This window comes from Pseudonocardia sp. EV170527-09, from assembly GCF_008369905.1.
Classification (GTDB): domain Bacteria; phylum Actinomycetota; class Actinomycetes; order Mycobacteriales; family Pseudonocardiaceae; genus Pseudonocardia.
Genome location: NZ_VRMC01000046.1, coordinates 25,169 through 47,460 on the forward strand (window position 1 = coordinate 25,169; position 22,292 = coordinate 47,460).

Here is a 22,292-nt window from a genome sequence, read left to right on the forward strand (position 1 = left end):
CGTCGTGCGGTGACCGGTACAGGACGGGCGGCGTCCGGCAGGACCGCCGGGAGCAGCACGACCCACGGTGGCCGTGCACGGACGGTCACCGAGACGAGGCGACCGGCCGCCGTGACTGCCCCGAACGGCCGCTGTCCGGGGATGGTCGGCCCGCTTAGCGTCCCGGACCGATGAGCGCTCCCCACGCCGACGACCGCACCCCCGCGCGCCCGGACGGCCGCCGCAACGGGCATCCGACGACGCTGCTGACCGGCGCCGCGCCCGCCGACGGCCTCCCGGGCCCCGGTACCGCCGCGCCCACGACCGGGCCGGGCACACCCGGTCCCGTCCCCGCCCCGCGCGCCGGGGACGGGACCGGGGACCGTGCCGGGACGCAGCGGGAACCCGCGCCGGAGCCCACCGAGCTGACCGGACCGGTGGACGCCCGGAACCGGCGGGGCCCGCGGACCCCGCCGCTGCCCTGGCCCGCCGTCCCGGCCGAGGAGCGGTCGGTGGGCGGGGTCCCGGCGCAGCGGACCGGGCCGACCGTGGGCGCGCAGGCTCCGTGGACCGCAGGTCCGGTTCCGGGGTCCGGCCGCGCCCCGTTCGCGACCGCGCCCTGGGCGGCACCGGTCCCGCCCGGCCCGGTCCACGGCGGCGCGGTGCCCGGCGGCCCGGTCCACGGCGGCCCGATCCACGGCGGCCCGGTCCACGGCGGCCCGCGCGCGGCCGCCCCCGTGCCGGTCGTGTACCCGCCCGGCCACGCCGCGTCCGGGACCCCGGCCGGCCGGTGGGACGCCCTGCGCGACCGGCTGGCCGCGGCCCGGCTGCCCGACGGCGGGCTGTGCGACGCCGTCGGGCGCCGGACCGCCGCGATCGCCGTGGCCGCGACGCTCGTGCTGGCCGCGGCCGTGGTCGTCGCCGCCTACGTCGGCTCCGGGCGCACCGGCGATCCCGGCGCGCCGCAGGGCGCCGGCTCCGCTCCCGCACCGGTGGCGGCCCCGGCGGAGCTGGTCGCGGGCACCACCGCGGCCGACCCGGCCGCGTTCGGGTCGCCGGCGTCGTTCACCTCCCCGACCGGCAACATCTCCTGCCGGATCACCGGCGGCGCCGGGGACGGCGCCGTCCGCTGCGACGTCACCGCCCGCACCTGGTCGGCGGGTGACTGTCCGGACGCCGCGCTGGTCACCGGCGGACCGGCGGGCGCCCGCACCGAGTGCGGAGGGGCACCCGTCACGTCCGCCGCGGCGGTGCTCGACTACGGCACCCACCTCACCCAGGGCGACGTCACCTGCGTCAGCTCGCGGACCGGCGTCGAGTGCCGCGACGCCCGCACCGGCGCCGGGTTCGTCGCGGCCCGGGCGGCGTACCGGCTCTACTGACCCGCCCGCTACCGTCACCGGCCGTGAGCGCCGCCGACCCGCCCGGCCCCGGGTTCGGGACACAGGCACCGTCGGTGAAGATCTCGACGACAACGGGCGGGTGGGGCGCGGTGCTGCGGTACGGCAGCCACGAGCGTGAGCTGCACGGCGGCGAGCCGGAGCGCACGACGAACAACCGGATGGAGCTCACCGCCCCGATCCGCGCCCTGGACGCGCTGACCCGGCGCAGCGTCGTCCACCTGCACACCGACAGCACCTACGTGCGCAACGGCATCACCCAGTGGCTGCCGCGCTGGCAGGCCCGCGGCTGGCGGACCGCGGCCGGCGAGCCGGTCAAGAACGACGACCTGTGGCGCGAGCTCGACGCCGCCGTCCGCCGCCACGACGTCACCTGGTTCTGGGTGAAGGGGCACGCGGGGCACCCGGAGAACGAGCGTGCCGACCGGCTCGCCGCACGCGGCTGCGAGGAGGCGGGCGGGCGCGTGTCCGGGAAGCGGCCGTCCCGCACGCGGTGACGCCGGGGAGATAGCGTCGGCCCCGTGGCCGACTCGTTCCCCCGCCTGCACGCCCGCACCCGCCGCTTCACCCTCGGGGTCCCCCGCGGGTTCACCGTCGCCCCGGACGGGTCGCGGGCGGTGTTCCTGCGCAGCCGGTCCGGTACCGACCCGGTCACCTGCCTGTGGTCGGTCGACGCCGCGACGGGTGCCGAGCGGCTGCTCGTGGACCCGGCGTCGGTGCCCGGGCTGCCGGGCGAGGAGGACCTGCCCGCCGCCGAGCGGGCCCGCCGCGAGCGGGTCCGGGAGCAGGCGGGCGGCGTCGTCGGGTACACCACCGACGCCGCGGTCACCCGGGCCGTGTTCGCACTGTCCGGGCGGCCGTTCACCGTCGCCCTGACCGGGGAGCCGGACGTGCGGCCACTCGACGTCGGCGGGATCGAGGCCGTGGTGGACCCGCGGATCGACCCGAACGGCGCCCGGGTGGCCTTCGTCGCCGACCGCGCGCTGCACCTGCACGACCTCACGACCGGCAGGACGACCGCCCTGCTCACCCCCGACGGCGACGACGTCTCCTGGGGTCTGCCCGACTTCGCCGCGGCCGAGGAGATGGACCGCCACCGCGGGTTCTGGTGGTCCCCCGACGGCGACGCGCTGCTCGTCGCCCGGGTGGACGAGTCCCCGGTCGCCCGCTGGCACATCGCCGACCCGGCGCACCCCGACCGCGTCCCGACCACGGTCCGCTACCCCGCCGCCGGCACCCCGAACGCCCGCGTGGGGCTGGTCGTCGTCGCGCTGGACGGCACCCGCACCACCGTGACCTGGGACGACGAGACCTACGAGTACCTCGCCACCGCGGGCTGGGACGCCCACGGGCCGCTGCTGTCGGTCCAGCCGCGCGACCAGCGGGAGGTCCGCACCCTGGCCGTCGACCCCGCGACCGGTCGGACCACGACGCTGCACTCCCAGACCGACCCGGTGTGGGTGGAGAACGTTCCGGGTGTCCCCGCGCGCACCGCGTCCGGGGCGCTGGTGCGGGCCGAGGACTCCGGCGGGGCGCGTCGGCTCGTCGTCGGCGACACGTACCTGACCGGCCCGGAGCTGCAGGTGCGTGGGGTCGTCGGCATCGACGGCGAGACCGTCCTGTTCCGGGCCTCGACGGAGCCGACATCGGTGGCGGTCTACTCGGTGACCCCGGGGTCCGAGCCGGTCGCGGTGACGCCGACGACCGGGGTGCACGCCGTCGCCGCGGCGGGGGGCACCACCGTCCGCGTCTCCCAGGACCTCGCGACGGCGCCGCACGCGGCGCTCGTCACCGCCGGCGGGGCGGAGCACCCGGTCGCCGGGCACGCCGTCGACCCCGGGTTCGACCCGGCCCCGGTGCTGCACTCCTTCGGTGAGCGGGAGCTGCGCACCGCGGTGTTCCTGCCGTCGGGCCACGTGCCGGGCACTCCGCTGCCGGTGCTGCTCGACCCCTACGGCGGCCCGCACTCCCAGCGGGTGCTGCAGGCCCGCAACGCGCACCTGACCAGCCGCTGGTTCGCCGAGCAGGGCTTCGCCGTGCTGGTCACCGACGGTCGTGGCTCCCCCGGGCGCGGCCCGGAGTTCGAGCGCGCGATCCACGGCGATCTGGCGGGCCCGGTGCTGGAGGACCAGGTCGCGGCGCTGCACGCCGCCGCGGCGGCCCACCCCGACCTCGACCTGGGCCGGGTCGGGATCCGCGGCTGGTCGTTCGGCGGATACCTGTCCGCGCTCGCGGTGCTGCGGCGGCCCGACGTCTTCCACGCCGGCATCGCCGGAGCCCCGGTCACCGACTGGACGCTCTACGACACCCACTACACCGAGCGCTACCTCGGGATGCCGGGCGGCGAGCCGTACACCCGCTCGTCGATCATAGACGACGCCGCGACGCCGCCGACCCCGGAGCGGCCGCACCGCCCGCTGATGGTCGTGCACGGTCTCGCCGACGACAACGTCGTCGCCGCGCACACCCTGCGGCTGTCCTCGGCGCTGCTCGCGGCCGGCCGCGCGCACCAGGTGCTGCCGCTGTCCGGGGTCACCCACATGACGCCGCAGGAGGTCGTCGCCGAGAACCTGCTGCTCCTGCAGGTCGAGTTCCTCCGGGACGCGCTCGGCGCCTGAGCGCGAACACGTGTTTCACCGATTCCGACGATCACCGGCGCCGGCCGGACCTGATCTCCGGGCACCGCGTCGTCGCAGGTGAGAGCGCCGCGCGTCCGGCCACGACCGGATGCGCGGCCGTCGCCGGTCCCCACGGGAGGGCCCCGGGCCCGCTTGCGACCCCGCTCACACTGTGGCTCCCTGGGCCTCAGGGATCACCTCCGCCGGGCTCGGTCGCGGGCGGCCGGCGGGCGTGGGCGACGACGCCGTGGGGAGCAGCATGACGATGTCCGGCCGGGCCACGCGGTCCCTGTGGATCTGCGAGCCGTGCGGCTTCGTCTACGACCCCGAGGAGGGCGACCCGGACGGCGGCGTCGAGCCGGGCACCCCCTTCGAGGACATCCCGGACGACTGGATGTGCCCGATCTGCGGCGCCGCCAAGTCCGACTTCCGCCCGTTGGAGCCGGGAGAACAGTTCCCGGGGTGAGGACACCGAGACCATGGTCATGATCGCCGGATACGACCACTTCGTCCAGCTGGCCGAGTCGCTGCAGTGGGACGAGACCGACCTCGACCTGGGTCCGGACCGCGACGCGTGGACCCGGCTCGCGCCGGACGAGGCGGCGACCGTGCGTGGGCTGGTCGCCGGGTTCGCCGTCGCCGAGGCCTCGGTGGCCGGGCAGCTCGGCTCGTACCAGGCCGCGGCGCTCGACGACACCATGCAGGCCGCGTTCCGCGCCCAGGCCCGTGACGAGGCGCGGCACGCCCGGTTCTTCGACCTGGTCGCCGCGCAGGTGCTGGGGGTCCCCGGCGTCACCCCGGCCGACCGGCTGGACGTGCTGCGACGCGAGGTGGGCTCGGGGCTCGTCGACCTGTTCGAGCACCGGCTGCCGTCGACCGCCCGCCGGCTCGCCGACGACCACACGGGACTGACCGGGGCGGTCGGGCTCTACCACATGGTCATCGAGGGCGTGGTGCTGCTGCCCGGCCAGCACGCGATGCTCCAGGCCCTGGACCGGCTGTCCGTCCCGCTGCCGAGCGTGCGCCGCGGGACCGAGCTGGTCCTGCGCGACGAGCGCTGGCACATCGGCTTCGGCTCGCGGGTCGTGCAGAGCGCCGAGCTGGGAGGCGAGGAAGCCGACGCGCTGCTCGAGCAGGGCGAGACCGCGGCGAAGGTCTGGGGCGGGCTCATCACCCCCGACGCGATCGCGCTCGCGGTGAAGCAGCACCGCCGTCGCCTCAAGGCGGCGGGCATCAAGTTCTGGTGACACCCCCTTTCGAGAAACATGTGTTTCATTCCTGCAGGCCTGCGGTCCGACCTGCGCGGAATGGACGCGGACGGTTCCGGGAGCGAGGCGCGCAGGCGTCCACACCGGAGCCCGTGGCGCCGCCCGGGTTGCGATGTCGCACGTCACGACGGGGACGGACACCTCACCCCCGTGCGGGTGCGTGCACTGCACCGATATCACCGACCTCTGGCGGCCACGATTCCCGGAGCCGCCGAACGCGATTAACCACCGTTTCCGGAATCCCCCTCGCACGGCTCGAACAAATACTCCGGAGGTCCCCGGAGAATCGTCGTCCAGTCGTGGGACCGAAACCACACAGGCAGATCTGACCTGCTGGAAGATCGTCCGAGCCGAGCCCCGGTCGCCGCGGGAGATCGTTTCGCACACCAGCCCGAGCATTCATGATCGTCGGCGCAGAATCGGGTGCGCGCGCAGGGTTGACGCTTACCACCGCGCAGTGTGAAAGTGATCACGTACCCACCGACGAATTGCGCTCGGGAGGAAAGTGTCAATGACGACCACCGACAACGAACGCGCCGAACAGCTGGAGACCGCGGGTCTCGGCGGGCAGAACCGGCTGGCGCTCGGCCGGCTGCTCGGCAGCGGGACCATCGGGTACGCCGAGGAGGGACCCGACGGCGTCCTCCGGGCGACGATCCGGATCCCCGAGGACGAGATCTGCTACGAGCCCGGGATCCTCATCCTCCCGCACGGCGGTGACATCGAGCTGACCCTGATCAACGACGACAAGAACACCCACTGCGCGGTGCTGCCCAGCAACGGTGACCCGAAGTTCATCTGGCTGGTGAACCACTCCAAGGGCACCGCGAAGATCAACCTCGACGGGCCGGGAACGTACTACTACGGCTCCGCGAGCGGCAACGACGAGGGCCGCGGTCTCACCGGCTCGATCGTCATCGGGGGGCGAGGTACCCGACCACGCCAAGCTCGACCGTCCCCCGCAGCCGCGACCGTAGGAAGGATCCCGAGATGACCGACTACGTCGACGCGGGCGAAGCGATCCCGCACGTACAGCTCACCAACGTCCGGGGCGAAGCCCCGGCCACCTCCACCGTGGACTACGACCGCATCCGCGGAGCGCGCTCCGAGCCGCAGAACTGGCTGACCTACTACGGCACCTACGACGGCCAGCGCTACAGCGAGCTCGACCAGATCGACAAGGACTCCGTCCGCCGGTTGTCCCCCGCCTGGGTCTTCCAGGCCGGGGCCGTCGGCATGCAGTCCGGTGCGTCGACCTACTCGTTCGAGGCGTCACCGATCGTCGTCGAGGGCGTCATGTACGTCTCCGGCCCGGACGGCCGCGCCTGGGCGATCGACGCGAGGACCGGCGAGGAGCTGTGGCGGTACAAGCACGCCTCGCCCTACGACGTGTCCCTGTGCTGCGGCAACGTCAACCGCGGGCTCGCCGTCGGGCACGGCAAGGTCTACCTGTACACCCTCAACGCGCACATCGTCGCGCTCGACGCGACGACCGGGAAGGTCGTGTGGGACACCGTCAACGGTGACGTCCGCGCCGGCGAGAGCGGCTCGGTCGCGCCGCTGATCGTCAAGGACCTGGTGATCGTCGGGAGCGCCGGCGGGGAGTTCGGCGTCCGCGGACACCTCGACGCGTTCGACGCGCACACCGGTGAGCGGCGCTGGCGCTGCTACACCGTCCCGAAGCCGGGCGAGCCCGGCTCGGAGACCTGGCCCGACGACGGCGAGGCCTGGCAACGCGGCGGCGGGAACTGCTGGGTGACACCCACCTACGACCCGGAGCTGGAGCTGCTGTTCCAGGGCACCGGGAACCCCGCGCCGGACTTCGACGGCGGCATCCGGCCGGGCGACAACCTCTACACCGACTCGACGATCGCGGTGGACGTCAACACCGGCGAGATCCGGTGGCACTACCAGTTCACCCCGCACGACCTGTGGGACTACGACTCCACGATGGAGAACGTGCTGTTCGACGCACCGGACGGGCGCAAGCTGCTCGCCCACGCGGACAAGAACGGCTACTTCTTCGTGCTCGACCGGACCAACGGCGAGCTCGTGCGCGTGTTCCCGTTCGTCGACCGGATCACCTGGGGAGAGATCACGCCGGACGGCACGGTGACGCCGAAGATCTACCCCGACGAGGAGGGCGTCCCGGTGCACTTCTGGCCGGGCCCGGCGGGTGGCAAGGAATGGACGCACATGTCCTACAACCCGCAGACCGGGTTGATGTACGTGCCCGTCCAGGAGGTCGGGGCGACCGCCACCCGGCGCCGCCGCGAGTTCAAGGAGTCCATCCCCTACTGGGGTGCCGGCGTTGCCGTCGACATCGAGGACTTCTACGGGTTCGTCGCCGCCATCGACCCGCTCACCGGCGAGGAGAAGTGGCGCTGGAACAACGAGTACCCGATGTGCGCCTCGACGCTGACCACCGCGGGCGGCCTGGTCTTCCAGGGCACCCCGACCGGTGAGTTCGTCGCGCTCGACGCCTCGACCGGGGAGAAGCTCTGGTCGTTCCAGTGCGGGAGCGGGCACCACTCCAGCCCGACCACCTTCGAGGTCGACGGCAGGCAGTTCGTCGCCGTGCCGACCGGGTGGGGCGGCTGGGTCGAGGGGTTCCTGCCGGGTCTGCTCGGTGCGGCCGCGGGTGACGCGTTGTTCTGCTTCGCGCTGCCCGAGCAGTAGGACCCGCCGTTCCCGGGAACCCGGACGTCGTGAGGAGGGAGGTGATCGCATGGAGTCGACCACCGAGTGGGAGGCGCCGGAGTTCGAGGAGATCGGCTGCGCGCCCGAGGTGACGATGTACATCGCCCGTACCGAGGCGTGAGGTGGCCGACGGCCGGGGGTGCGCGAACGGCGCGCCCCCGGCCGTCGCCGTGGAACAAGGGGGTGCCATGAGGATCCGGGTCCTCGGCTCGGCGGCGGGTGGCGGGTTCCCGCAGTGGAACTGCGGCTGTCCGGGCTGCCGGGCGGTGCGCGACGGCTCGCGGCCGGTGACGCCGCGCACCCAGTCCTCGATCGCCGTCTCCCCCGACGGCAGGCGGTGGTGGCTGGTCAACGCCTCCCCCGACATCCGCACCCAGCTCGCCGACACGCCCGCGCTGCACCCCACCGGCGACCGGACGACCCCGCTGCAGGGGGTGCTGCTCACCGACGCCGAGATCGACCACACCCTGGGGCTGGTGCTGCTGCGCGAGGGCCGCGGGGTGTCGCTGCACGCGACCGCGGCGACCGAGCGCACCCTGCGTGCGGGCTCGGGGCTGCTGGCCACCCTGGAGCGGTTCTGCCCGGTGACCTGGACCGAGGTCGTCCCGGGGACGGACCACGACCTCGGCGGCCTGGCCTACCGCGCGTTCGAGGCACTGACCGGTAAGCACGACAGGTTCGGTGTGGCCGAGGGCCTGCCCGGGCGCGTCGTCGGGTACCGGTTCACCGACACCGCGTCCGGCCGGTACGCCGTGTACCTGCCCGGCGTCCAGGAGCTGACCCCCGCGGTGCAGGACGAGATCGACGGCGCGGACCTGCTGCTCGTCGACGGCACGACCTGGCACGACGACGAGCTGGTGCGGCTCGGGCTGGCCGCGAAGACCGCGCACGACATGGGACACCTGCACATCGGCGGCCGTGGTGGCAGCCTGGAGGTGCTCACCGCCCTCGGTGTGCCCCGGATCGTCTACGTGCACGTCAACAACACCAACCCCGTCCTGCTGGAGGACTCCGCCGAACGCGCCGCGGTCACCGCCGCCGGGGTCGTCGTCGGGTTCGACGGACTGGAACTGGAGGTCTGACATGACCGCTCCGGACACCGCGCTGGTGCGACGCCTGCGGGCGCACGCCGCGCAGTACCACTCGGCGCACCCGTTCCACGTCCGCATGAACGACGGCACCCTCACCCCCGACCAGATCCGCGGATGGGTCGCGAACCGGTTCGCCTACCAGGAGGCCATCCCGGTCAAGGACGCGGCGATCCTGTCGAACTGCCCCGATGTCGGGGTCCGTCGGCGGTGGATCCGCCGGATCACTGATCATGATGGAGTCCACGACGGCCGGGAACCGGGCAGCGGGAACTCCGGACAGGGGGGTATCGAGGCGTGGCTGCGGCTCGGCGAGGCGTGCGGGCTGAGCCGGTCGGAGATCCTCGACCACCGGCACGTCCGGCCCGGGGTGCGGTTCGCCGTCGACGCCTACGTCGGCTTCGCCCGCACGAGGCCGTGGGTCGAGGCGGTCGCGTCGTCGCTGACCGAGCTGTTCGCCCCGGACCTGATGGCCGAGCGGCTGGCGGCGTTCGAGAAGTACTACACCTGGATCGACCCGGACGGGCTGCAGTACTTCCGCAACCGCCTGGTCCAGGCCCCGCGGGACTCCGAGCACGCGCTGGAGGTCGTCGTCGCGCACTGCCGCACGCCTGCCGAGCAGGACGCCGCCGAGGCCGCGCTGTCGTTCAAGTGCGACGTGCTGTGGGCGATCATGGATGCGATCGACCATGCCTACACGTGACGGGTCGACGGCCGCCGGTGCGGCGCGGGTGCCGGCACCGCGGCGCGGCGAGCGGGCCGCCCGCGCGGCCACGGTGACCGGGGACTCCCGGCCCCGGCTGGGCCGGCACGTGCGGATGCGCCCGGACCGCCCGACCGACGGCTGGGTGCTGCTCGGGCCGGAGACCGTCGTCGTGCTGAACCGGACCGGGCACGCGGTGCTGCGCCTGTGCGACGGCGAGCGCACCGTCGACGACATCGTCGCCGCGCTGGTCGCGGACTTCGACGAGGCCGACGAGCTGGTCGTCGGGGAGCAGGTGCGGGACTACCTGGCCCGGCTCGTCGACCGGAACCTGGTGGCGCTCGGATGACCGCCCCGCGCCCGTTCGGGCTGCTCGCCGAGCTCACCTACCGCTGCCCGCTGGCGTGCGCCTACTGCTCGAACCCGATCGAGCTGTCCCGCTACGACGACGAGCTGTCCACCGCCGACTGGCAGCGCGTGTTCGGCGAGGCCGCGGCCATGGGCGTGCTGCAGTGCCACCTGTCCGGTGGGGAGCCGCTGCTGCGCAGGGACCTGCCCGAGCTGGTCCGCACCGCCGCCGAGCTGGGCATGTACACCAACCTGGTGACCAGCGCGATGGGCCTGTCCCGCCCGCGGGCCGAGGCACTGCGCGCGGCGGGCCTGGACCACGTGCAGGTCAGCGTGCAGGCCGACGAGCCCGCCACCTCCGACCGGATCGCCGGGATCCGGTCGTTCGAGCGGAAGCTGGAGGCGTGCGCGCTGGTGCGCGAGCTGGACTGGCCGCTCACGGTCAACGTGGTCCTGCACCGCGGCAACATCGACCGGGTCGGCGCGATCGTCGACCTCGTGGAGCGCCTCGGCGCGGACCGGGTGGAGCTCGCCAACACCCAGTACTACGGCTGGGCGTGGCGCAACCGGCCGTCGCTGCTGCCGACGGCTGCGCAGCTCGACCGGGCCGAGGAGGTCGTCACCGCCGCCCGGGCCCGGCTGGCCGGGTCGATGGAGGTCGTGCACGTGCTGCCCGACTACTACTCCCGCCACCCCAAGCCGTGCATGGGGGGCTGGGCACAGCGCCAGCTCACCGTCGCCCCGAACGGCGACGCGCTGCCCTGCCCGGCGGCGCAGACCCTGCCGCTGCCGCGGGCCTCGGTCCACGACACGGGCCTGGCCGAGATCTGGGCCTCGGCGCCGTTGTTCACCGCCTACCGCGGCGAGGACTGGATGCAGGAGCCGTGCCGGACCTGCGAGCGGCGCGAGATCGACCTGGGCGGGTGCCGCTGCCAGGCGTTCCAGCTCACCGGCGACGCCGCGGCCACCGACCCGGTGTGCCACCTGTCGCCCGAGCACGGACTCGTCGAGGACGTGGTGGGCGAGGCCAACCGGCCGGAGCGGGTCGACCTGGAGCTCGCCCCCCGCCCGCACCGCTGAGCCCGACCGGGTCAGCGCAGATGCGCGACGTCCCAGAAGCGGTACGAACGGTCCGCGGGGTCGACGACCGCGTCGTCGACCTGCGGTCCGGCGGCGATCAGCCGACGCAGGTAGTCCCCCACACCCGTCCCGACCACGCGGCGCTCGTCCTCGTCCGGCCCGGCGACGACGATCTGCCCCACGGTGCCGCCTGGCTCCGGGACGGTGTCGACGACCAGGGCGTTCCCGCCGCCGTCGACGGCCAGCGGCCACCAGCCCGCGTCCCAGTAGCGGGCGCGCACGGGGTCGCCCGCGCGCACGGTCACGAAGTCGCTCCCCACGGTGGCGACGGCATCGACCCAGACGCGGTACTCCCGGGTCGCCTCGGCCAGCGGGACGAAGCGGTAGGTCGCGGGGAACAGGCTCGTCGCGACCTCCGGGTGCGGACCGGGTGCGCGCGGGTGGTCGGCCAGCTGGCCGTCGGCGAGCGCGTAGAGCGCCCGCAGCGCGGCCGGGAACCCCCGGCCGAACACGGCCTCGGCGTCGGCGACCGCGCCCGGCTCCGCGGGCCCGCGGAGGTTGGACGAGGCCGGGATCCCGGCCCGTTCCAGCACGTCGAGCCAGCGGGGCCAGTCGGTCACGACGCCGTCGTCGGGAGCCCCGCCGGAGAGGTCACGGTCACCGGTCACGTGTGCACCCTGCCACGACGGGCGGGCCCGGGACGCACCCGCCGACGGGTTCTGGCAGGGTCGTCGCACACCCCAGGCCCGCCCCCGTGGGCCGTCCCCGTCCGTGAGGAGCACGTCCGTGTCCGCACCGCAGAAGCCCGCCGTCGAGATCGTCGACGGCCCGCTGCCCACCGACCTCGTGACCGAGGACCTCTCCGTCGGCGACGGCCAGGAGGCCAAGCCCGGTGACACCGTCGCCGTGCACTACGTCGGGGTCTCGCAGTCCACCGGCCGCGAGTTCGACAACTCCTACGACCGCGGCCAGCCGCTGCAGTTCGGGCTCGGCGCCGGGCAGGTCATCTCCGGCTGGGACAACGGCGTCGCCGGGATGAAGGTCGGCGGCCGCCGCCGGCTCGTGATCCCGCCGCACCTGGGATACGGCGCCCAGGGGGCGGGCGGCGTCATCGCCCCGAACGAGACCCTGATCTTCGTCTGCGACCTGGTGGGCGTGCGCTGACCGCACTCCTGCTGATCTCCGACACCCACCACCCGAGCCGCGGGGCCGCCCACTCCGGTGGGCTCCCCGGGCCGGTGTGGGACGCCGTCGACGCCGCCGACGTCGTGGTGCACGCCGGTGACTGGTGCTCGGTGGAGCTGCTCGACCGGGTCGCGGGCCGCGCGGCCCGGCTGCTCGCCTGCTGGGGCAACAACGACGGCGACGACGTGCGCGCCCGGCTGCCGGAGACGGCCCGGGCGAGGATCGACGGGGTCCGGGTCGCGGTCACCCACGAGACCGGTCCGAAACAGGGCCGTGAGCGCCGTGCCCTCGCCGCGCACCCCGGCACCGACCTGCTGGTGTTCGGGCACTCGCACATCCCGTGGGACTCCGCCGCGGACGGGCTGCGCCTGCTCAACCCGGGGTCGCCGACCGACCGGCGCCGGATGCCGACCCACACCTGGATGACGCTGACCCTGCACGACGGCCGGATCGACGACGTCGTGCTGCACCACCTCTGACGCCGCTCAGCCGTCGTCGTCATCGTCGTCGGGCTGCTGTTGCTGCTGCCCCGGCGCCCGGTCCTGCGGGGCCGGAGCGGCCGGGGCCCGCCGGTCGTCGTCGTCCACCCGGGTGGCCGACGGCGGGCCGACCGCCGGGGCGTCGTCGTCGCGGGCGCCCTCGCCCGTGCCGAACACGAGCACGAGGCCGACCAGCGCGGCCACGACGACGAGCGCCGCGGCCATCCGGTCCTTCGTGAGCATCGGGTCTCCCTGCAGGTGCTCAGTCGTCGACGGGGACGCCGCCGAAGACGGTGAGGCTGACGACGAAGTAGGCGGCGTAGAGCACGAGCAGCACCACGCCGTGCCAGCGGCGGATCCGCCCGGTGCCGAGGAACACCGCAGAGAGCACCGTGAGCCCGAGCAGCACCGGCAGGTGCCAGACCAGGGCCGTCGGGTCGACCACGATCGACCCGCCGACCAGCAGGATCACGCCGAGCTTGCCGGTGACCGAGAACACGACGCTGCCGAGCACGTTCGCGACGGCGATCTCGGGTGCGCCGCGCCGGGCCGGCTCGACGGTGATGAGGATGTCCTCGAGCGACAGCGCGAGCGTCGCGATGGTGACCCCGAAGACCGTCCCGCTGATCGCCCAGGTCTCGAGGATGCCCTCGGTGCCCTGTCCGGCGACGAGTGCACCGACGACGAGCCCGATCAGCGCGATGACGGCGAACAGGACGGTCCGCCCGGGCGGCTGGGACCGTGCCTTCAGGAACCCGTCGTCGACGCGCAGGTCCTCGGGCAGCCGGAACCCGGGGCTGCTGCCGTCCGCCGTCCCGCTCCGGGGCGGGCCGCTCGTCGCGACCGTCGCCGTCGTGCTCCCGCCCGCGCCGCCCCCGGCCCGCTCCAGCTGCTCGTACACCTCGGCGTTGCGCCAGACGGGCCGTCGGGCGGAGTACTCGCGATAGGCGATCCAGCCGACGAAGGCGACGAACAGCAGGATCAGCACGACGCCGGTCCCGGCGGTGAGCAGGCCGCCGAGCGCCAGCAGGAACATCACCACCGGAGCGGCGACGTAGAGCGCGAGGTAGTCGCGCGGGACCTCGACCCGGGTCGGCGCGATGATCGCGGCGAGCGCCAGCACGATGCCGGTCAGCGCGATCGTGGTGCCGATGACGGTGCCGAGCGCGACGTCGCTGAGGTCCTCCATGTTGAGGACGACGCCGAACGCGAGGTCGTCGAACTCGATGCCGGTGAAGACGACGGCGATCAGGAACAGCGAGATCGCCCAGCGGCTCGCCACCCCGACCAGGTAACCGATGAGCTTCTCCGCGCTGTAGACCAGCACTGCGACGCCCAGGACGAACTCGATCACCGGGATCATGCGTCAGCCCCTCGCTACGCTGCCAGGATCACTCGATAGTGACCTGGGCCACGTGGCGATGCAACACTTGACACCGCGAGCGCGAACGTCTCGGCAGGTCAGGGGCGGTGCCGGCGAACGAGGCGGACACGGAGCCGCCCCGGTGTCCGATGCGGACGCCGGGGCGGAGAAAGCCCGTCGGGGACGGCGGGGCTCAGTCGCGCGGGGGCGCGCTGACGCGGTGGTCGGCCTGCTCGTCGCGGGCCTCGATCTGCGCGGCCTCCTCCTTGGTGCGGGCCAGCAGCGGCGCGGTGATCCCGCTGCCCTGCTCGGCCAGCTCGGGCTTCATCCGGACCGCGACGAGGCTGGCGATCGTGGTGATCGCGAGGACGCCGACGATGACGCCGAGCGAGAGCCCGATCCCGACCTCGGGGACCGGGACCGGCTGCCCGCCGTTGATGAAGGGCAGCTCGTTCTCGTGCAGGGCGTGCAGGGCGAGCTTGACGCCGATGAAGGCGAGCAGCACTGCCAGGCCGTAGGACAGGAAGACCAGCTTGTTGAGCAGCCCGCCGAGCAGGAAGTAGAGCTGACGCAGCCCCATCAGCGCGAACGCGTTCGCGGTGAAGACGAGGTAGGGCTCCTGGGTGAGCCCGAAGATCGCCGGGATCGAGTCCAGGGCGAACATGATGTCGGTGACGCCGATGGCGATCATCACGATCAGCATCGGGGTCAGCCAGCGCTTGCCGTCGATCTTCACCGTGGTCTTGGCGCCGTGGTAGTCGTCGGTGACCGGGAAGGCCTTGCGGACCCACTTCAGGACCCGGCCTTCCTTCCACTCCTCGTCGTCGCCGCCGGCGGCCTGCTTGACCAGCGAGACCGCGGTGTAGATGAGGAACGCGGCGAAGAGGAAGAACACCCAGCTGAAGCGGTCGATGACCGCCGCGCCCGCGGCGATGAAGATGCTGCGCATGATCAGCGCGATCACGATGCCGACCAGCAGCACCCGGTGCTGGTGGAGGACCGGGACCTTGAACGCGGACATGATGATGAGGAAGACGAACAGGTTGTCGACCGACAACGAGTACTCGGTCAGGTAGCCGGCGAAGAACTCGCCTGCGTAGGTGCCGCCGGAGAAGAACCAGACCCCGCAGCCGAACGCGACGGCCAGCGCCACGTAGAAGACGACCCAGCGGGTGACCTCGCCCAGGGTCACGGCGTGCGGCTTGTGGTCGTTGAGCCACAGGTCCGCGCCGATCACCAGCACGAACCCGACGATGGTGACCAACCAGACCCACAGGGGTACGTTCACGGACTTCCTCCAGACCAGGGCAGCATCAGACAGCCCGAGGTCTCTCCCGCCACGGCGCCCCGGTCCTGCGACTGCCGAGCGTGGCCGGTGGTGCCGGGTCCGCGCGCGAGCCACGCTCACGACGACACCGTGCTGACGACACCACCGCGGTAGGGATACTCCCCTGCGGTAGGTGAAGTGTCCTCCCTGCACCGTTGCGTGGCGAGTCGGGGTGACCCAGTGCACCCGGTCGGTGACCCGCTTCGTCCGTACTGTCCGGTTCAGCGGCGCGCTGGACGGCTGAGCCGGACCTTGTCGATCTCCTCGCCGAGGTCGGTGATCGCATGCACGACGAGCTGGGAGTCGGTGCCGTGGGAGCCGGGCACCACCGAGCAGCGCAGATAGGCGTAGCCGAGGTACCGGGTCCGCGACCAGGTGACGGTCTCGGCCTGCTTCTGGTCGTCGGGTCCCGCCACGAAGCTCGTGACCGGCGCCTGCTCGGTCTCCTGGCCACGGTGGCTGTCGGTCTCGCCGGGCTGCCAGCGGTAGCGGGGCCGCCCGCCGGAGCCGACGCAGACGTAGGTGGTGCCGTCGGTCTCCGGGTGGACGGTCGAGCGGTCCGGGGCCGGGCGGGTGGGACGGCCGTCACGGATGGGGTCGGTGCGCTCGTACTGGTGGTTGTGGCCCTGCACGCACAGGTCGACCCGGTAGCGGTCGCACAGGGGCGCCAACGCCCGTCGCACCCCGGCGTCGGAGGCGTGCGCGCCGGAGGTGGCGAAGGCGCAGTGGTGGAAGAACAACACGATCCACTCGATGGCCGGGTCGGCGCGCCAGCCGGCCAGGGTCTGCTCCAGCCAGGCCAGCTGGGTGCCGCCGGAGTAGCCGGCGTTGGTCGGGATCTCGGTGGACAGGTCGTTGGCGTCGACGCTGGCGACCCCGACGGTGCCGTGGGTGAACGCGTACACCGAGGGGCAGCCGCGGGGGCCGGTCCCGGGCAGCGACAGCCGGGCCGCGTGCCCGGCGTAGCCGTGCGCGGGGCCGTCGGCCCGGTTCAGGTCGTAGAGCGCCTCCATATCGTGGTTGCCGGTGGCGAACATCCACGGGGTCGACGCGGCCGAGCGTTCGATCGCGGCGAGGTAGGTGCTCCAGACCGTGGGGTCGAAGCTGTCGTGGGCCTCGTCGTCGTGCCCCGCGCCGTTGAGGGCGGGCTTCCCGGCACCGGAGGGGTCGGCGTAGCAGATGTCGCCGGCGAGCAGGTGGAACGCGGGCTGCTCGGCCGCGACGAGCGCGGTCAGCGCCTCCGACGGCATCGGACTGCGGTGGGTGTCGTCGGCCTTGTAGAGATTCGGCTCGGCGCCGGTGCTGACACCCTGGTCGGCGAACGCGGTGAAGGTGAACCGGTGCCGGGTGCCGCGCGGCGCGGCCGTGCGGAACGTGCTGGTCGCGGTGGTCGTCGCGGTGCCGTCCGCACCCTCCAGCCGGAACCGGTAGACGTAGCGGCTGCCGGGGGTCAGACCGTCGGCGCGGGCATGGACGAACCACTGCCGGGTGCCCCGGATGCCGCCGTCGGCCTGCGGGACCAGGCTCTCCAGCGGACGGACCTGCACCGGGAGGGTGAGACCGAACCCGGAGTCGGTACCGACGTCGACGACCATCCGGCCGGGCGGCGGGGCCGCGGTCAGCTCCCCGGAGAACGACATCGACCGGGCCGGGTCCGGCCCGTAGGCCAGGTGCCGTCCGACGACGGTGACCGGCGCGGGTCCGGCGGCCGCGGCGACCCCGCGTGCCCACGGTGACCCGGACGCGGCGAGCGTGGCCAGCACGCCGGCGCCGCCGCGCAGCGCGGTGCGCCGGCTGACGGGGTGCCGACGCAGGAACGCGGCCAGCCAGTCCTGCTGGTCGGCGATCGTCATGTCGACGGCGAGTGCCCGCGGGACACCGACGCCGGGGGTCTCTCCGGTGGGGTTGACGCTCACACCCGGTGACGGTGCCGGGTCGCGGCTTCCGGTCGGCGTTGCACGGCGGAACAGAAGGTGAACGGACGACGACACCCGGGGGTCGCGCGCCGTTGGTGCGGAGTTCATCCCGCGGCGGCCGGTTCCCGCGGCACCGGCGCGGGGACGGTCCGGTGGACGGGAACGGACGGGACGTGGTGGGGCGCACGCACCGCCCGGCGACGCGGCCGCAGGGATCTGCGTAGTTTCGACGAGGTGCACGTGCTCCCCCGGGCCCGGTGGGTCCGTACCCCGATCGTGGCGGCGACGGTCACCGCTCTGGTGCTGGCGTTCGCCCCCGCCGCGGCGGCCGCCCCCGGTGTCCCGGTCGCGACGGCGGCACCCGCCGCGGCGGCCGCCGACGACGGCGGGTCGGTCGCGGTCACCGCCGAGCGGGTCGCCGTCCCGGCCGGCCCCGGACAGCCGGGCACGATCGACCTGGACGCCTCGCTCTACGTCCCCGCCTCGGCGACCGCGGCCTCCCCCGCCCCCGCGGTGCTGGTCGCGCACGGCTTCGGCGGGAGCAAGGACTCGGTCGACTCCGACGCCCGCGAGCTCGCCGCCCGCGGGTACGTCGTGCAGACCTGGACCGCGCGCGGTTTCGGCGCCTCGGGTGGCAGCATCGGGCTCGACGACCCGGATCGCGAGGTGGCCGACGCCTCCCGGCTGGTGGACCGGTTGTCCCGGCGCGCGGACGTGCAGCAGGACGGCCCCGGTGACCCCCGCGTCGGGGTGACCGGCGGTTCCTACGGCGGCGGCCTCGCCCTGCTGCTGGCCGGCTACGACCGGCGGATCGACGCGATCGTCCCGGTGATCACCTGGAACGACCTCGGGCAGGCGCTGTTCCCGAACAACGCCGTCCCCACCGGTACGGGCGCACCCGCCACCCCCGCCGCGGGAGCGGGCGCCGGCGACGGGGTGTTCAAGAGCGGCTGGGCCGGGGTGTTCTTCGGCTCCGGAGGCCGGGTCCCCGCGGGCGGCGACACCGCATCCGGGGCCGGGTCGGGCTCCGGCGACGAGTCCGGCGGCGGCTTCGGCGGGTCGGGCGGGACCGGCGGCGGGGCCGACGGAGACGGCGGTGTCGGCTCCGGGAACGGGGCCGTCGACGCCGGGACTTCGGCAGGCGGGCCGGGGAGCCCCGGCCCGGCCGGCCCCGGCACGTCCGCGGGCAGCAGCCCCGGTGCGGCGCCCGGCGCCCCCTCGGACCCGGTCTGCGGCCGCTTCGCCCGCGACGTCTGCGCCGCCTACGGCGAGGCCGCCCGCACCGGCCGCGTCTCCCCGGAGCTCGCCCAGCTGCTGCGCCGCTCCTCCCCCGCGACCGTCACCGACCGGATCACCGCGCCGACGCTGCTCGTCCAGGGCGAGCAGGACACCCTGTTCGGTCTCGACCAGGCCGACGCGAACGCCCGCCAGATCGCCGCGAACGGCACCCCCGTGTCGGTGCTGTGGTTCGCGGGCGGCCACGACGGCGGCGGCCCCGACTCCGAGGTCCGCGCCCGCATCGCCGACTGGTTCGACCAGCACCTGCGGGGCCTGCCCGCCGCCGAGGGCACCACCGGCGGCCTCGCCGAGGCCCCCTTCGCCTACCAGGTCCGCAGCACCGTCCGCGCCCGCGACGACACCCCCACCGGCCGGACCGTCCTGGCCGACGCCTACCCCGGCCTGACGGCGGGCTCCGCTCCCGCACCGACCACCGCGCTGCCGCTGGAGGGCGGCGAGCAGACCGTCGTCCACCCGCCGGGCGGGAACCCCTCGGCGCTCACCTCGTTGCCGGGGCTCGGCTCGGCGCTCGGGTCGCTGGGCTCGCTGGGCGGCCTGTCCGGCCTGACGACCCCGGGCCAGTCCGCCCGGTTCCTCACCGCGCCCGTCGCCGACGCGATGCAGCCGTCGGGGGCACCGCGGGTGACGGTGCGCGTCGCGCGGGTCGCCGGACAGCCCGCCCCGGACACCGCGGTGCTGTTCGCCTCGCTCACCACGCTCGGCCCGGACGGGCGCAGCACGCTGCTGGGCAACGCCGTCGCGCCCCTGCGGATCGCCGTCCCCGCCGACGGGTCCCCGGCCGAGACCACGGTGACGCTGCCCGGCGTCGTCGCACCGGTGCAGGCCGGCAGCCGCCTGCTGGTGCAGTTGTCGACGACCGACCAGGGCTACGACTCCGGCGCCGACCCGGCCGTGTGGCGGGTCGGGCTCGCCGGGGACACCGCACTGTCGGTGCCCCAGGTGCCCGGCCGCACCGAGTCGGCGGGGACGGTCCCCCTGTGGCCGGTGCTCGGGATCGCCGCCGTGCTGGCCGCGGCACTCGTGGCGTGGCTGGTGGCGCGGCTGCGGTTGCGCCGGGCCGACCCCTCCGACGACGACGTGCCCGACGACGCGGCGCCGCTGGTCGTCGGCGGGCTGGCGAAGACCTACCGCAACGGGTTCGCCGCGGTGTCCGACGTGTCGTTCACGGTGCCGCGCGGCGCGGTGCTCGGCCTGCTCGGCCCGAACGGCGCCGGCAAGACGACCGTGCTGCGCATGCTCATGGGTCTGATCGCGCCCACCGCCGGGACGATGACCGCGTTCGGCCGCCCGATCCGGCCCGGCGCGGCGGTGCTGTCGCGGATCGGCGCCTTCGTCGAGGGCCCCGGGTTCCTGCCGCACCTGTCGGGCGCGGAGAACCTGCGCCTGTACTGGGAGGCCACCGGACGCCCACCGGAGCAGGCCCGGATGACCGAGACGCTGGAGATCGCCGGTCTCGGCGACTCGGTGCACCGCCGCGTCGGCACCTACTCCCAGGGCATGCGGCAGCGCCTCGCGATCGCGCAGGCGATGCTGGGCCTGCCCGAGCTGCTCATCCTCGACGAGCCCACCAACGGGCTCGACCCGCCCCAGATCCACGCGATGCGCGAGCTGCTGCGCCGCTACGCCGCGGGCGGCCGGACCGTGCTCGTGTCCAGCCACCTGCTGTCGGAGGTCGAGCAGACCTGCTCGGAGGTCATAGTCATGCACCGCGGCACGGTCGTCGCCGCGGGGACGGTCGCCGAGCTGATGGCGGCCGGGGGCGGCTCGTCGTTCACCGTGGACGACACCGGCCGGGCCGCGGCGGTGCTGGCCGGCCTCGACGGCGTCACCGACGTCGTCACCGGGGACGAGCCGGGCGTCGTGCACGCCCACACGGGCGACACCGCCCGCGCCGACGCCGTCGCCGCGCTGGTGTCCGGCGGGGTCGCGGTCAGCGCGGCCGGGCCGCGCGGCCGGCTGGAGGACGCGTTCCTGGAACTGGTGGGCCCCGAGGGCCGTGACGTCGGAGCCCCGCAGGGGCAGGACGTGGGAGCCCCGCAGGGGCAGGACGCCGGAGGTACCCCGTGAGTGACGACCGTCAGCTCTCGACCCGTCGCGGGCACGTCGGCGACCTCGTGACCGGCCGGGCCGCGCCGCCCGCCGTCCCGGGACGCACGATGCCGCTGCGCACCGAGCTGGTCCGCCAGCTCCAGCGCCGTCGCACCCAGGTCGCGTTCGCGCTGGTCGTGGCCATGCCGATCATCCTGTGGGCGGCGTTCTCCCTCGGCGACGACGACCCCGGCGCCCGCGGCCCGAGCCTGGTCGACCTGGCGTCGGGCAGCGCCGCGAACTTCGCAGTGTTCACGTTGTTCGCCTCGGCGAGCTTCCTGCTGGTGGTGCTGGTCGCGCTGTTCTTCGGCGACACCGTGGCCTCGGAGGCGTCGTGGTCGTCGCTGCGCTACCTGCTGGCCGTCCCGGTGCCGCGGGCGCGGCTGCTCCGGCAGAAGGCCGTCGTCGCGGGGGTGCTGTCGGTCGCGGCGCTGCTGCTGCTCCCGGTCGCCTCGCTGGTGGTGGGCGCGCTCGCCTACGGCACCGGGGACCTGGTCTCGCCGATCGGGGAGTCGCTGCCGTTCTGGAGTGCGGTCGGGCGGGTGATGCTCGGCGCGCTGTACGTGACCGTGCAGCTGAGCTGGGTGGCCGGACTGGCGTTGCTGCTGTCGGTGAGCACCGACGCCCCGCTGGGCGCGGTGGGCGGCGCGGTGATGGCCTCGATCGTTTCCCAGATCATCGACCAGATCGAGGACCTGGGGGTCATCCGGGACTTCCTCCCGACCCACTACGGAGATGCCTGGTCAGCGCTGCTGGCGACCGATGTCGACTGGTCGGACATGACCTACGGCGCGTTCTCCGCGGTCTGCTACGCCACCGTGTTCCTGGGGCTCGCGGCGTGGCGGTTCCGCACCAAGGACATCACCAGCTGACCGCGGTGCCGGGCCGCCCCGCGTGGCCCGGCACCCGGCGCGTCGCTCAGACCATGACCACCCCGCCGTCGATCACGACGGCCTGGCCGGTCATGTAGTCGGAGTCCGGGCCGGCGAGGTAGGAGACGAAGGCGGCGACGTCGTCGGCGGTCTGCACCCGGCCCAGCGGGATCCCGGCCGCGTACTGCTTCAGCGTCTCGCCCTTGGCGGCGCCGCTGCGGGCGCCCATCTGCTCGTCGATCAGGTCCCACATGTCGGTGCCGACGATCCCCGGGCAGTACGCGTTCACGGTGATCCGGTGCGGCGCCAGCTCCTTCGCCGCGGCCTGGGTGAGGGCGCGGACGGCGAACTTCGTCGCCGAGTAGTGCCCCAGGAGCTCGAAGCCCTGGTGCCCGGCGATCGACGCGGCACTGATGATCTTCCCGCCGGTCCCGCGGTCGATCATCACGCGGGCCGCGGCCTGCAGGCAGTGGACGACGCCGAACACGTTGACGTCGAAGATTGTCAACGGCGGGTTGGGAGTAACCCCGTAACGACGGATTGGGACTGACCCCCTTGTCGGGTGTTCAGTCGTTGCTG

22 protein-coding genes are annotated in these 22,292 nt (G+C 74.1%); 16 read left to right on the forward strand and 6 right to left on the reverse strand.

The genetic code is table 11. The annotated features are described in order from the left end of the window. Positions 1 to 170 precede the first annotated feature (170 nt). From FVA95_RS15805 to pqqE, 12 genes are all read left to right on the forward strand, one after another. On the forward strand, positions 171 to 1,361 hold the full coding sequence (locus FVA95_RS15805) for a hypothetical protein (RefSeq protein ID WP_149664914.1): 1,191 nt from the start codon (positions 171 to 173) through the stop codon (positions 1,359 to 1,361). 74 nt (positions 1,362 to 1,435) lie between these two features. Further along, positions 1,436 to 1,876, forward strand: a complete 441-nt coding sequence (rnhA, locus tag FVA95_RS15810; protein ID WP_149664934.1) for a ribonuclease HI — start codon at positions 1,436 to 1,438, stop codon at positions 1,874 to 1,876. A gap of 24 nt (positions 1,877 to 1,900) precedes the next feature. Further along, positions 1,901 to 3,997, forward strand: coding sequence for a DPP IV N-terminal domain-containing protein (locus FVA95_RS15815; protein WP_149664915.1), 2,097 nt, complete (start codon positions 1,901 to 1,903; stop codon positions 3,995 to 3,997). 259 nt (positions 3,998 to 4,256) lie between these two features. After that, positions 4,257 to 4,463: a rubredoxin gene (locus FVA95_RS15820; RefSeq protein WP_075311660.1), complete on the forward strand. Its 207-nt coding sequence runs from the start codon at positions 4,257 to 4,259 to the stop codon at positions 4,461 to 4,463. 19 nt (positions 4,464 to 4,482) lie between these two features. Beyond that, a complete protein-coding gene (locus FVA95_RS15825; protein WP_240051531.1) occupies positions 4,483 to 5,244 on the forward strand; it encodes a ribonucleotide reductase in 762 nt (253 codons plus the stop codon). A 532-nt stretch (positions 5,245 to 5,776) separates the two neighbouring features. Continuing rightward, entirely contained in the window at positions 5,777 to 6,259 is a 483-nt protein-coding gene (locus tag FVA95_RS15830) for an MSMEG_3727 family PQQ-associated protein (protein ID WP_368667330.1), read from the forward strand. Further along, positions 6,256 to 7,944: a PQQ-dependent dehydrogenase, methanol/ethanol family gene (locus tag FVA95_RS15835; protein ID WP_149664917.1), complete on the forward strand. Its 1,689-nt coding sequence runs from the start codon at positions 6,256 to 6,258 to the stop codon at positions 7,942 to 7,944. The genes FVA95_RS15830 and FVA95_RS15835 overlap by 4 nt, the downstream gene beginning before the upstream one ends. 49 nt (positions 7,945 to 7,993) lie before the next feature. Beyond that, positions 7,994 to 8,086, forward strand: a complete 93-nt coding sequence (gene pqqA, locus FVA95_RS15840) for a pyrroloquinoline quinone precursor peptide PqqA (protein WP_060712366.1) — start codon at positions 7,994 to 7,996, stop codon at positions 8,084 to 8,086. A 67-nt stretch (positions 8,087 to 8,153) separates the two neighbouring features. Further along, positions 8,154 to 9,047: a pyrroloquinoline quinone biosynthesis protein PqqB gene (gene pqqB / locus FVA95_RS15845; RefSeq protein WP_149664918.1), complete on the forward strand. Its 894-nt coding sequence runs from the start codon at positions 8,154 to 8,156 to the stop codon at positions 9,045 to 9,047. A 1-nt stretch (position 9,048) separates the two neighbouring features. Continuing rightward, positions 9,049 to 9,756: a pyrroloquinoline-quinone synthase PqqC gene (pqqC, locus tag FVA95_RS15850; RefSeq protein WP_149664919.1), complete on the forward strand. Its 708-nt coding sequence runs from the start codon at positions 9,049 to 9,051 to the stop codon at positions 9,754 to 9,756. Then, positions 9,743 to 10,105: a pyrroloquinoline quinone biosynthesis peptide chaperone PqqD gene (gene pqqD, locus FVA95_RS15855; RefSeq protein WP_149664920.1), complete on the forward strand. Its 363-nt coding sequence runs from the start codon at positions 9,743 to 9,745 to the stop codon at positions 10,103 to 10,105. Before pqqC ends, pqqD begins: the two co-directional genes overlap by 14 nt. Then, a complete protein-coding gene (pqqE, locus tag FVA95_RS15860) occupies positions 10,102 to 11,184 on the forward strand; it encodes a pyrroloquinoline quinone biosynthesis protein PqqE (RefSeq protein WP_149664921.1) in 1,083 nt (360 codons plus the stop codon). The genes pqqD and pqqE overlap by 4 nt, the downstream gene beginning before the upstream one ends. Before the next feature lie 11 nt (positions 11,185 to 11,195). Here the strand turns inward: pqqE and FVA95_RS15865 are convergent, their stop codons facing one another. After that, complete coding sequence (locus FVA95_RS15865; protein ID WP_161992324.1) at positions 11,196 to 11,852, reverse strand: SMI1/KNR4 family protein; 657 nt, start codon at positions 11,850 to 11,852, stop codon at positions 11,196 to 11,198. A 118-nt stretch (positions 11,853 to 11,970) separates the two neighbouring features. Between FVA95_RS15865 and FVA95_RS15870 the strand changes: the two genes are divergently transcribed. Together FVA95_RS15870 and FVA95_RS15875 are read left to right on the forward strand one after the other, a co-directional pair. Further along, on the forward strand, positions 11,971 to 12,348 hold the full coding sequence (locus FVA95_RS15870; protein WP_020626759.1) for an FKBP-type peptidyl-prolyl cis-trans isomerase: 378 nt from the start codon (positions 11,971 to 11,973) through the stop codon (positions 12,346 to 12,348). Continuing rightward, positions 12,345 to 12,848, forward strand: a complete 504-nt coding sequence (locus FVA95_RS15875; RefSeq protein ID WP_149664923.1) for a metallophosphoesterase — start codon at positions 12,345 to 12,347, stop codon at positions 12,846 to 12,848. The genes FVA95_RS15870 and FVA95_RS15875 overlap by 4 nt, the downstream gene beginning before the upstream one ends. Positions 12,849 to 12,854: 6 nt before the next feature. Here FVA95_RS15875 and FVA95_RS15880 read toward each other — a convergent pair whose 3' ends face one another. The 4 genes from FVA95_RS15880 to FVA95_RS15895 form a co-directional block, all read right to left on the reverse strand. Continuing rightward, positions 12,855 to 13,091: a hypothetical protein gene (locus FVA95_RS15880; protein WP_149664924.1), complete on the reverse strand. Its 237-nt coding sequence runs from the start codon at positions 13,089 to 13,091 to the stop codon at positions 12,855 to 12,857. Positions 13,092 to 13,110: 19 nt separating this feature from the next. Beyond that, complete coding sequence (locus tag FVA95_RS15885) at positions 13,111 to 14,211, reverse strand: sodium:calcium antiporter (protein WP_149664925.1); 1,101 nt, start codon at positions 14,209 to 14,211, stop codon at positions 13,111 to 13,113. Between the two features lie 193 nt (positions 14,212 to 14,404). Next, positions 14,405 to 15,499, reverse strand: coding sequence for a TerC family protein (locus FVA95_RS15890; protein ID WP_149664926.1), 1,095 nt, complete (start codon positions 15,497 to 15,499; stop codon positions 14,405 to 14,407). A gap of 260 nt (positions 15,500 to 15,759) precedes the next feature. Then, positions 15,760 to 17,454 carry a metallophosphoesterase gene (locus FVA95_RS15895; RefSeq protein WP_205015874.1) on the reverse strand — a complete coding sequence of 565 codons (1,695 nt, stop codon included), beginning with the start codon at positions 17,452 to 17,454 and terminating at the stop codon, positions 15,760 to 15,762. Between the two features lie 234 nt (positions 17,455 to 17,688). Between FVA95_RS15895 and FVA95_RS15900 the strand changes: the two genes are divergently transcribed. After that, positions 17,689 to 20,820 (forward strand): alpha/beta fold hydrolase, encoded by a 3,132-nt coding sequence (locus FVA95_RS15900; protein ID WP_149664927.1) that lies wholly within the window; start codon positions 17,689 to 17,691, stop codon positions 20,818 to 20,820. Positions 20,821 to 20,909: 89 nt separating this feature from the next. Further along, the gene (locus FVA95_RS15905; RefSeq protein WP_240051533.1) at positions 20,910 to 21,713 is read left to right on the forward strand and encodes an ABC transporter permease; all 804 of its coding nucleotides are present in this window, start codon (positions 20,910 to 20,912) and stop codon (positions 21,711 to 21,713) included. A 46-nt stretch (positions 21,714 to 21,759) separates the two neighbouring features. On the opposite strand, the gene FVA95_RS15910 is transcribed toward FVA95_RS15905, so the two are convergent. Beyond that, positions 21,760 to 22,221 (reverse strand): SDR family oxidoreductase, encoded by a 462-nt coding sequence (locus FVA95_RS15910; RefSeq protein ID WP_240051532.1) that lies wholly within the window; start codon positions 22,219 to 22,221, stop codon positions 21,760 to 21,762. Positions 22,222 to 22,292: the final 71 nt, after the last annotated feature.

Bases quoted from the DNA above. Each gene is read 5' to 3' on its own strand.
- FVA95_RS15805 (WP_149664914.1), top strand. From the start codon at position 171: ATGAGCGCTCCCCACGCCGACGACCGCACCCCCGCGCGCCCGGACGGC.
- FVA95_RS15820 (WP_075311660.1), top strand. From the start codon at position 4,257: ATGACGATGTCCGGCCGGGCCACGCGGTCCCTGTGGATCTGCGAGCCG.
- FVA95_RS15825 (WP_240051531.1), top strand. From the start codon at position 4,483: ATGATCGCCGGATACGACCACTTCGTCCAGCTGGCCGAGTCGCTGCAG.
- FVA95_RS15830 (WP_368667330.1), top strand. From the start codon at position 5,777: ATGACGACCACCGACAACGAACGCGCCGAACAGCTGGAGACCGCGGGT.
- FVA95_RS15835 (WP_149664917.1), top strand. From the start codon at position 6,256: ATGACCGACTACGTCGACGCGGGCGAAGCGATCCCGCACGTACAGCTC.
- pqqA (WP_060712366.1), top strand. From the start codon at position 7,994: ATGGAGTCGACCACCGAGTGGGAGGCGCCGGAGTTCGAGGAGATCGGC.
- pqqB (WP_149664918.1), top strand. From the start codon at position 8,154: ATGAGGATCCGGGTCCTCGGCTCGGCGGCGGGTGGCGGGTTCCCGCAG.
- pqqC (WP_149664919.1), top strand. From the start codon at position 9,049: ATGACCGCTCCGGACACCGCGCTGGTGCGACGCCTGCGGGCGCACGCC.
- pqqD (WP_149664920.1), top strand. From the start codon at position 9,743: ATGCCTACACGTGACGGGTCGACGGCCGCCGGTGCGGCGCGGGTGCCG.
- pqqE (WP_149664921.1), top strand. From the start codon at position 10,102: ATGACCGCCCCGCGCCCGTTCGGGCTGCTCGCCGAGCTCACCTACCGC.
- FVA95_RS15880 (WP_149664924.1), bottom strand. From the start codon at position 13,091: ATGCTCACGAAGGACCGGATGGCCGCGGCGCTCGTCGTCGTGGCCGCG.
- FVA95_RS15885 (WP_149664925.1), bottom strand. From the start codon at position 14,211: ATGATCCCGGTGATCGAGTTCGTCCTGGGCGTCGCAGTGCTGGTCTAC.
- FVA95_RS15905 (WP_240051533.1), top strand. From the start codon at position 20,910: ATGCCGCTGCGCACCGAGCTGGTCCGCCAGCTCCAGCGCCGTCGCACC.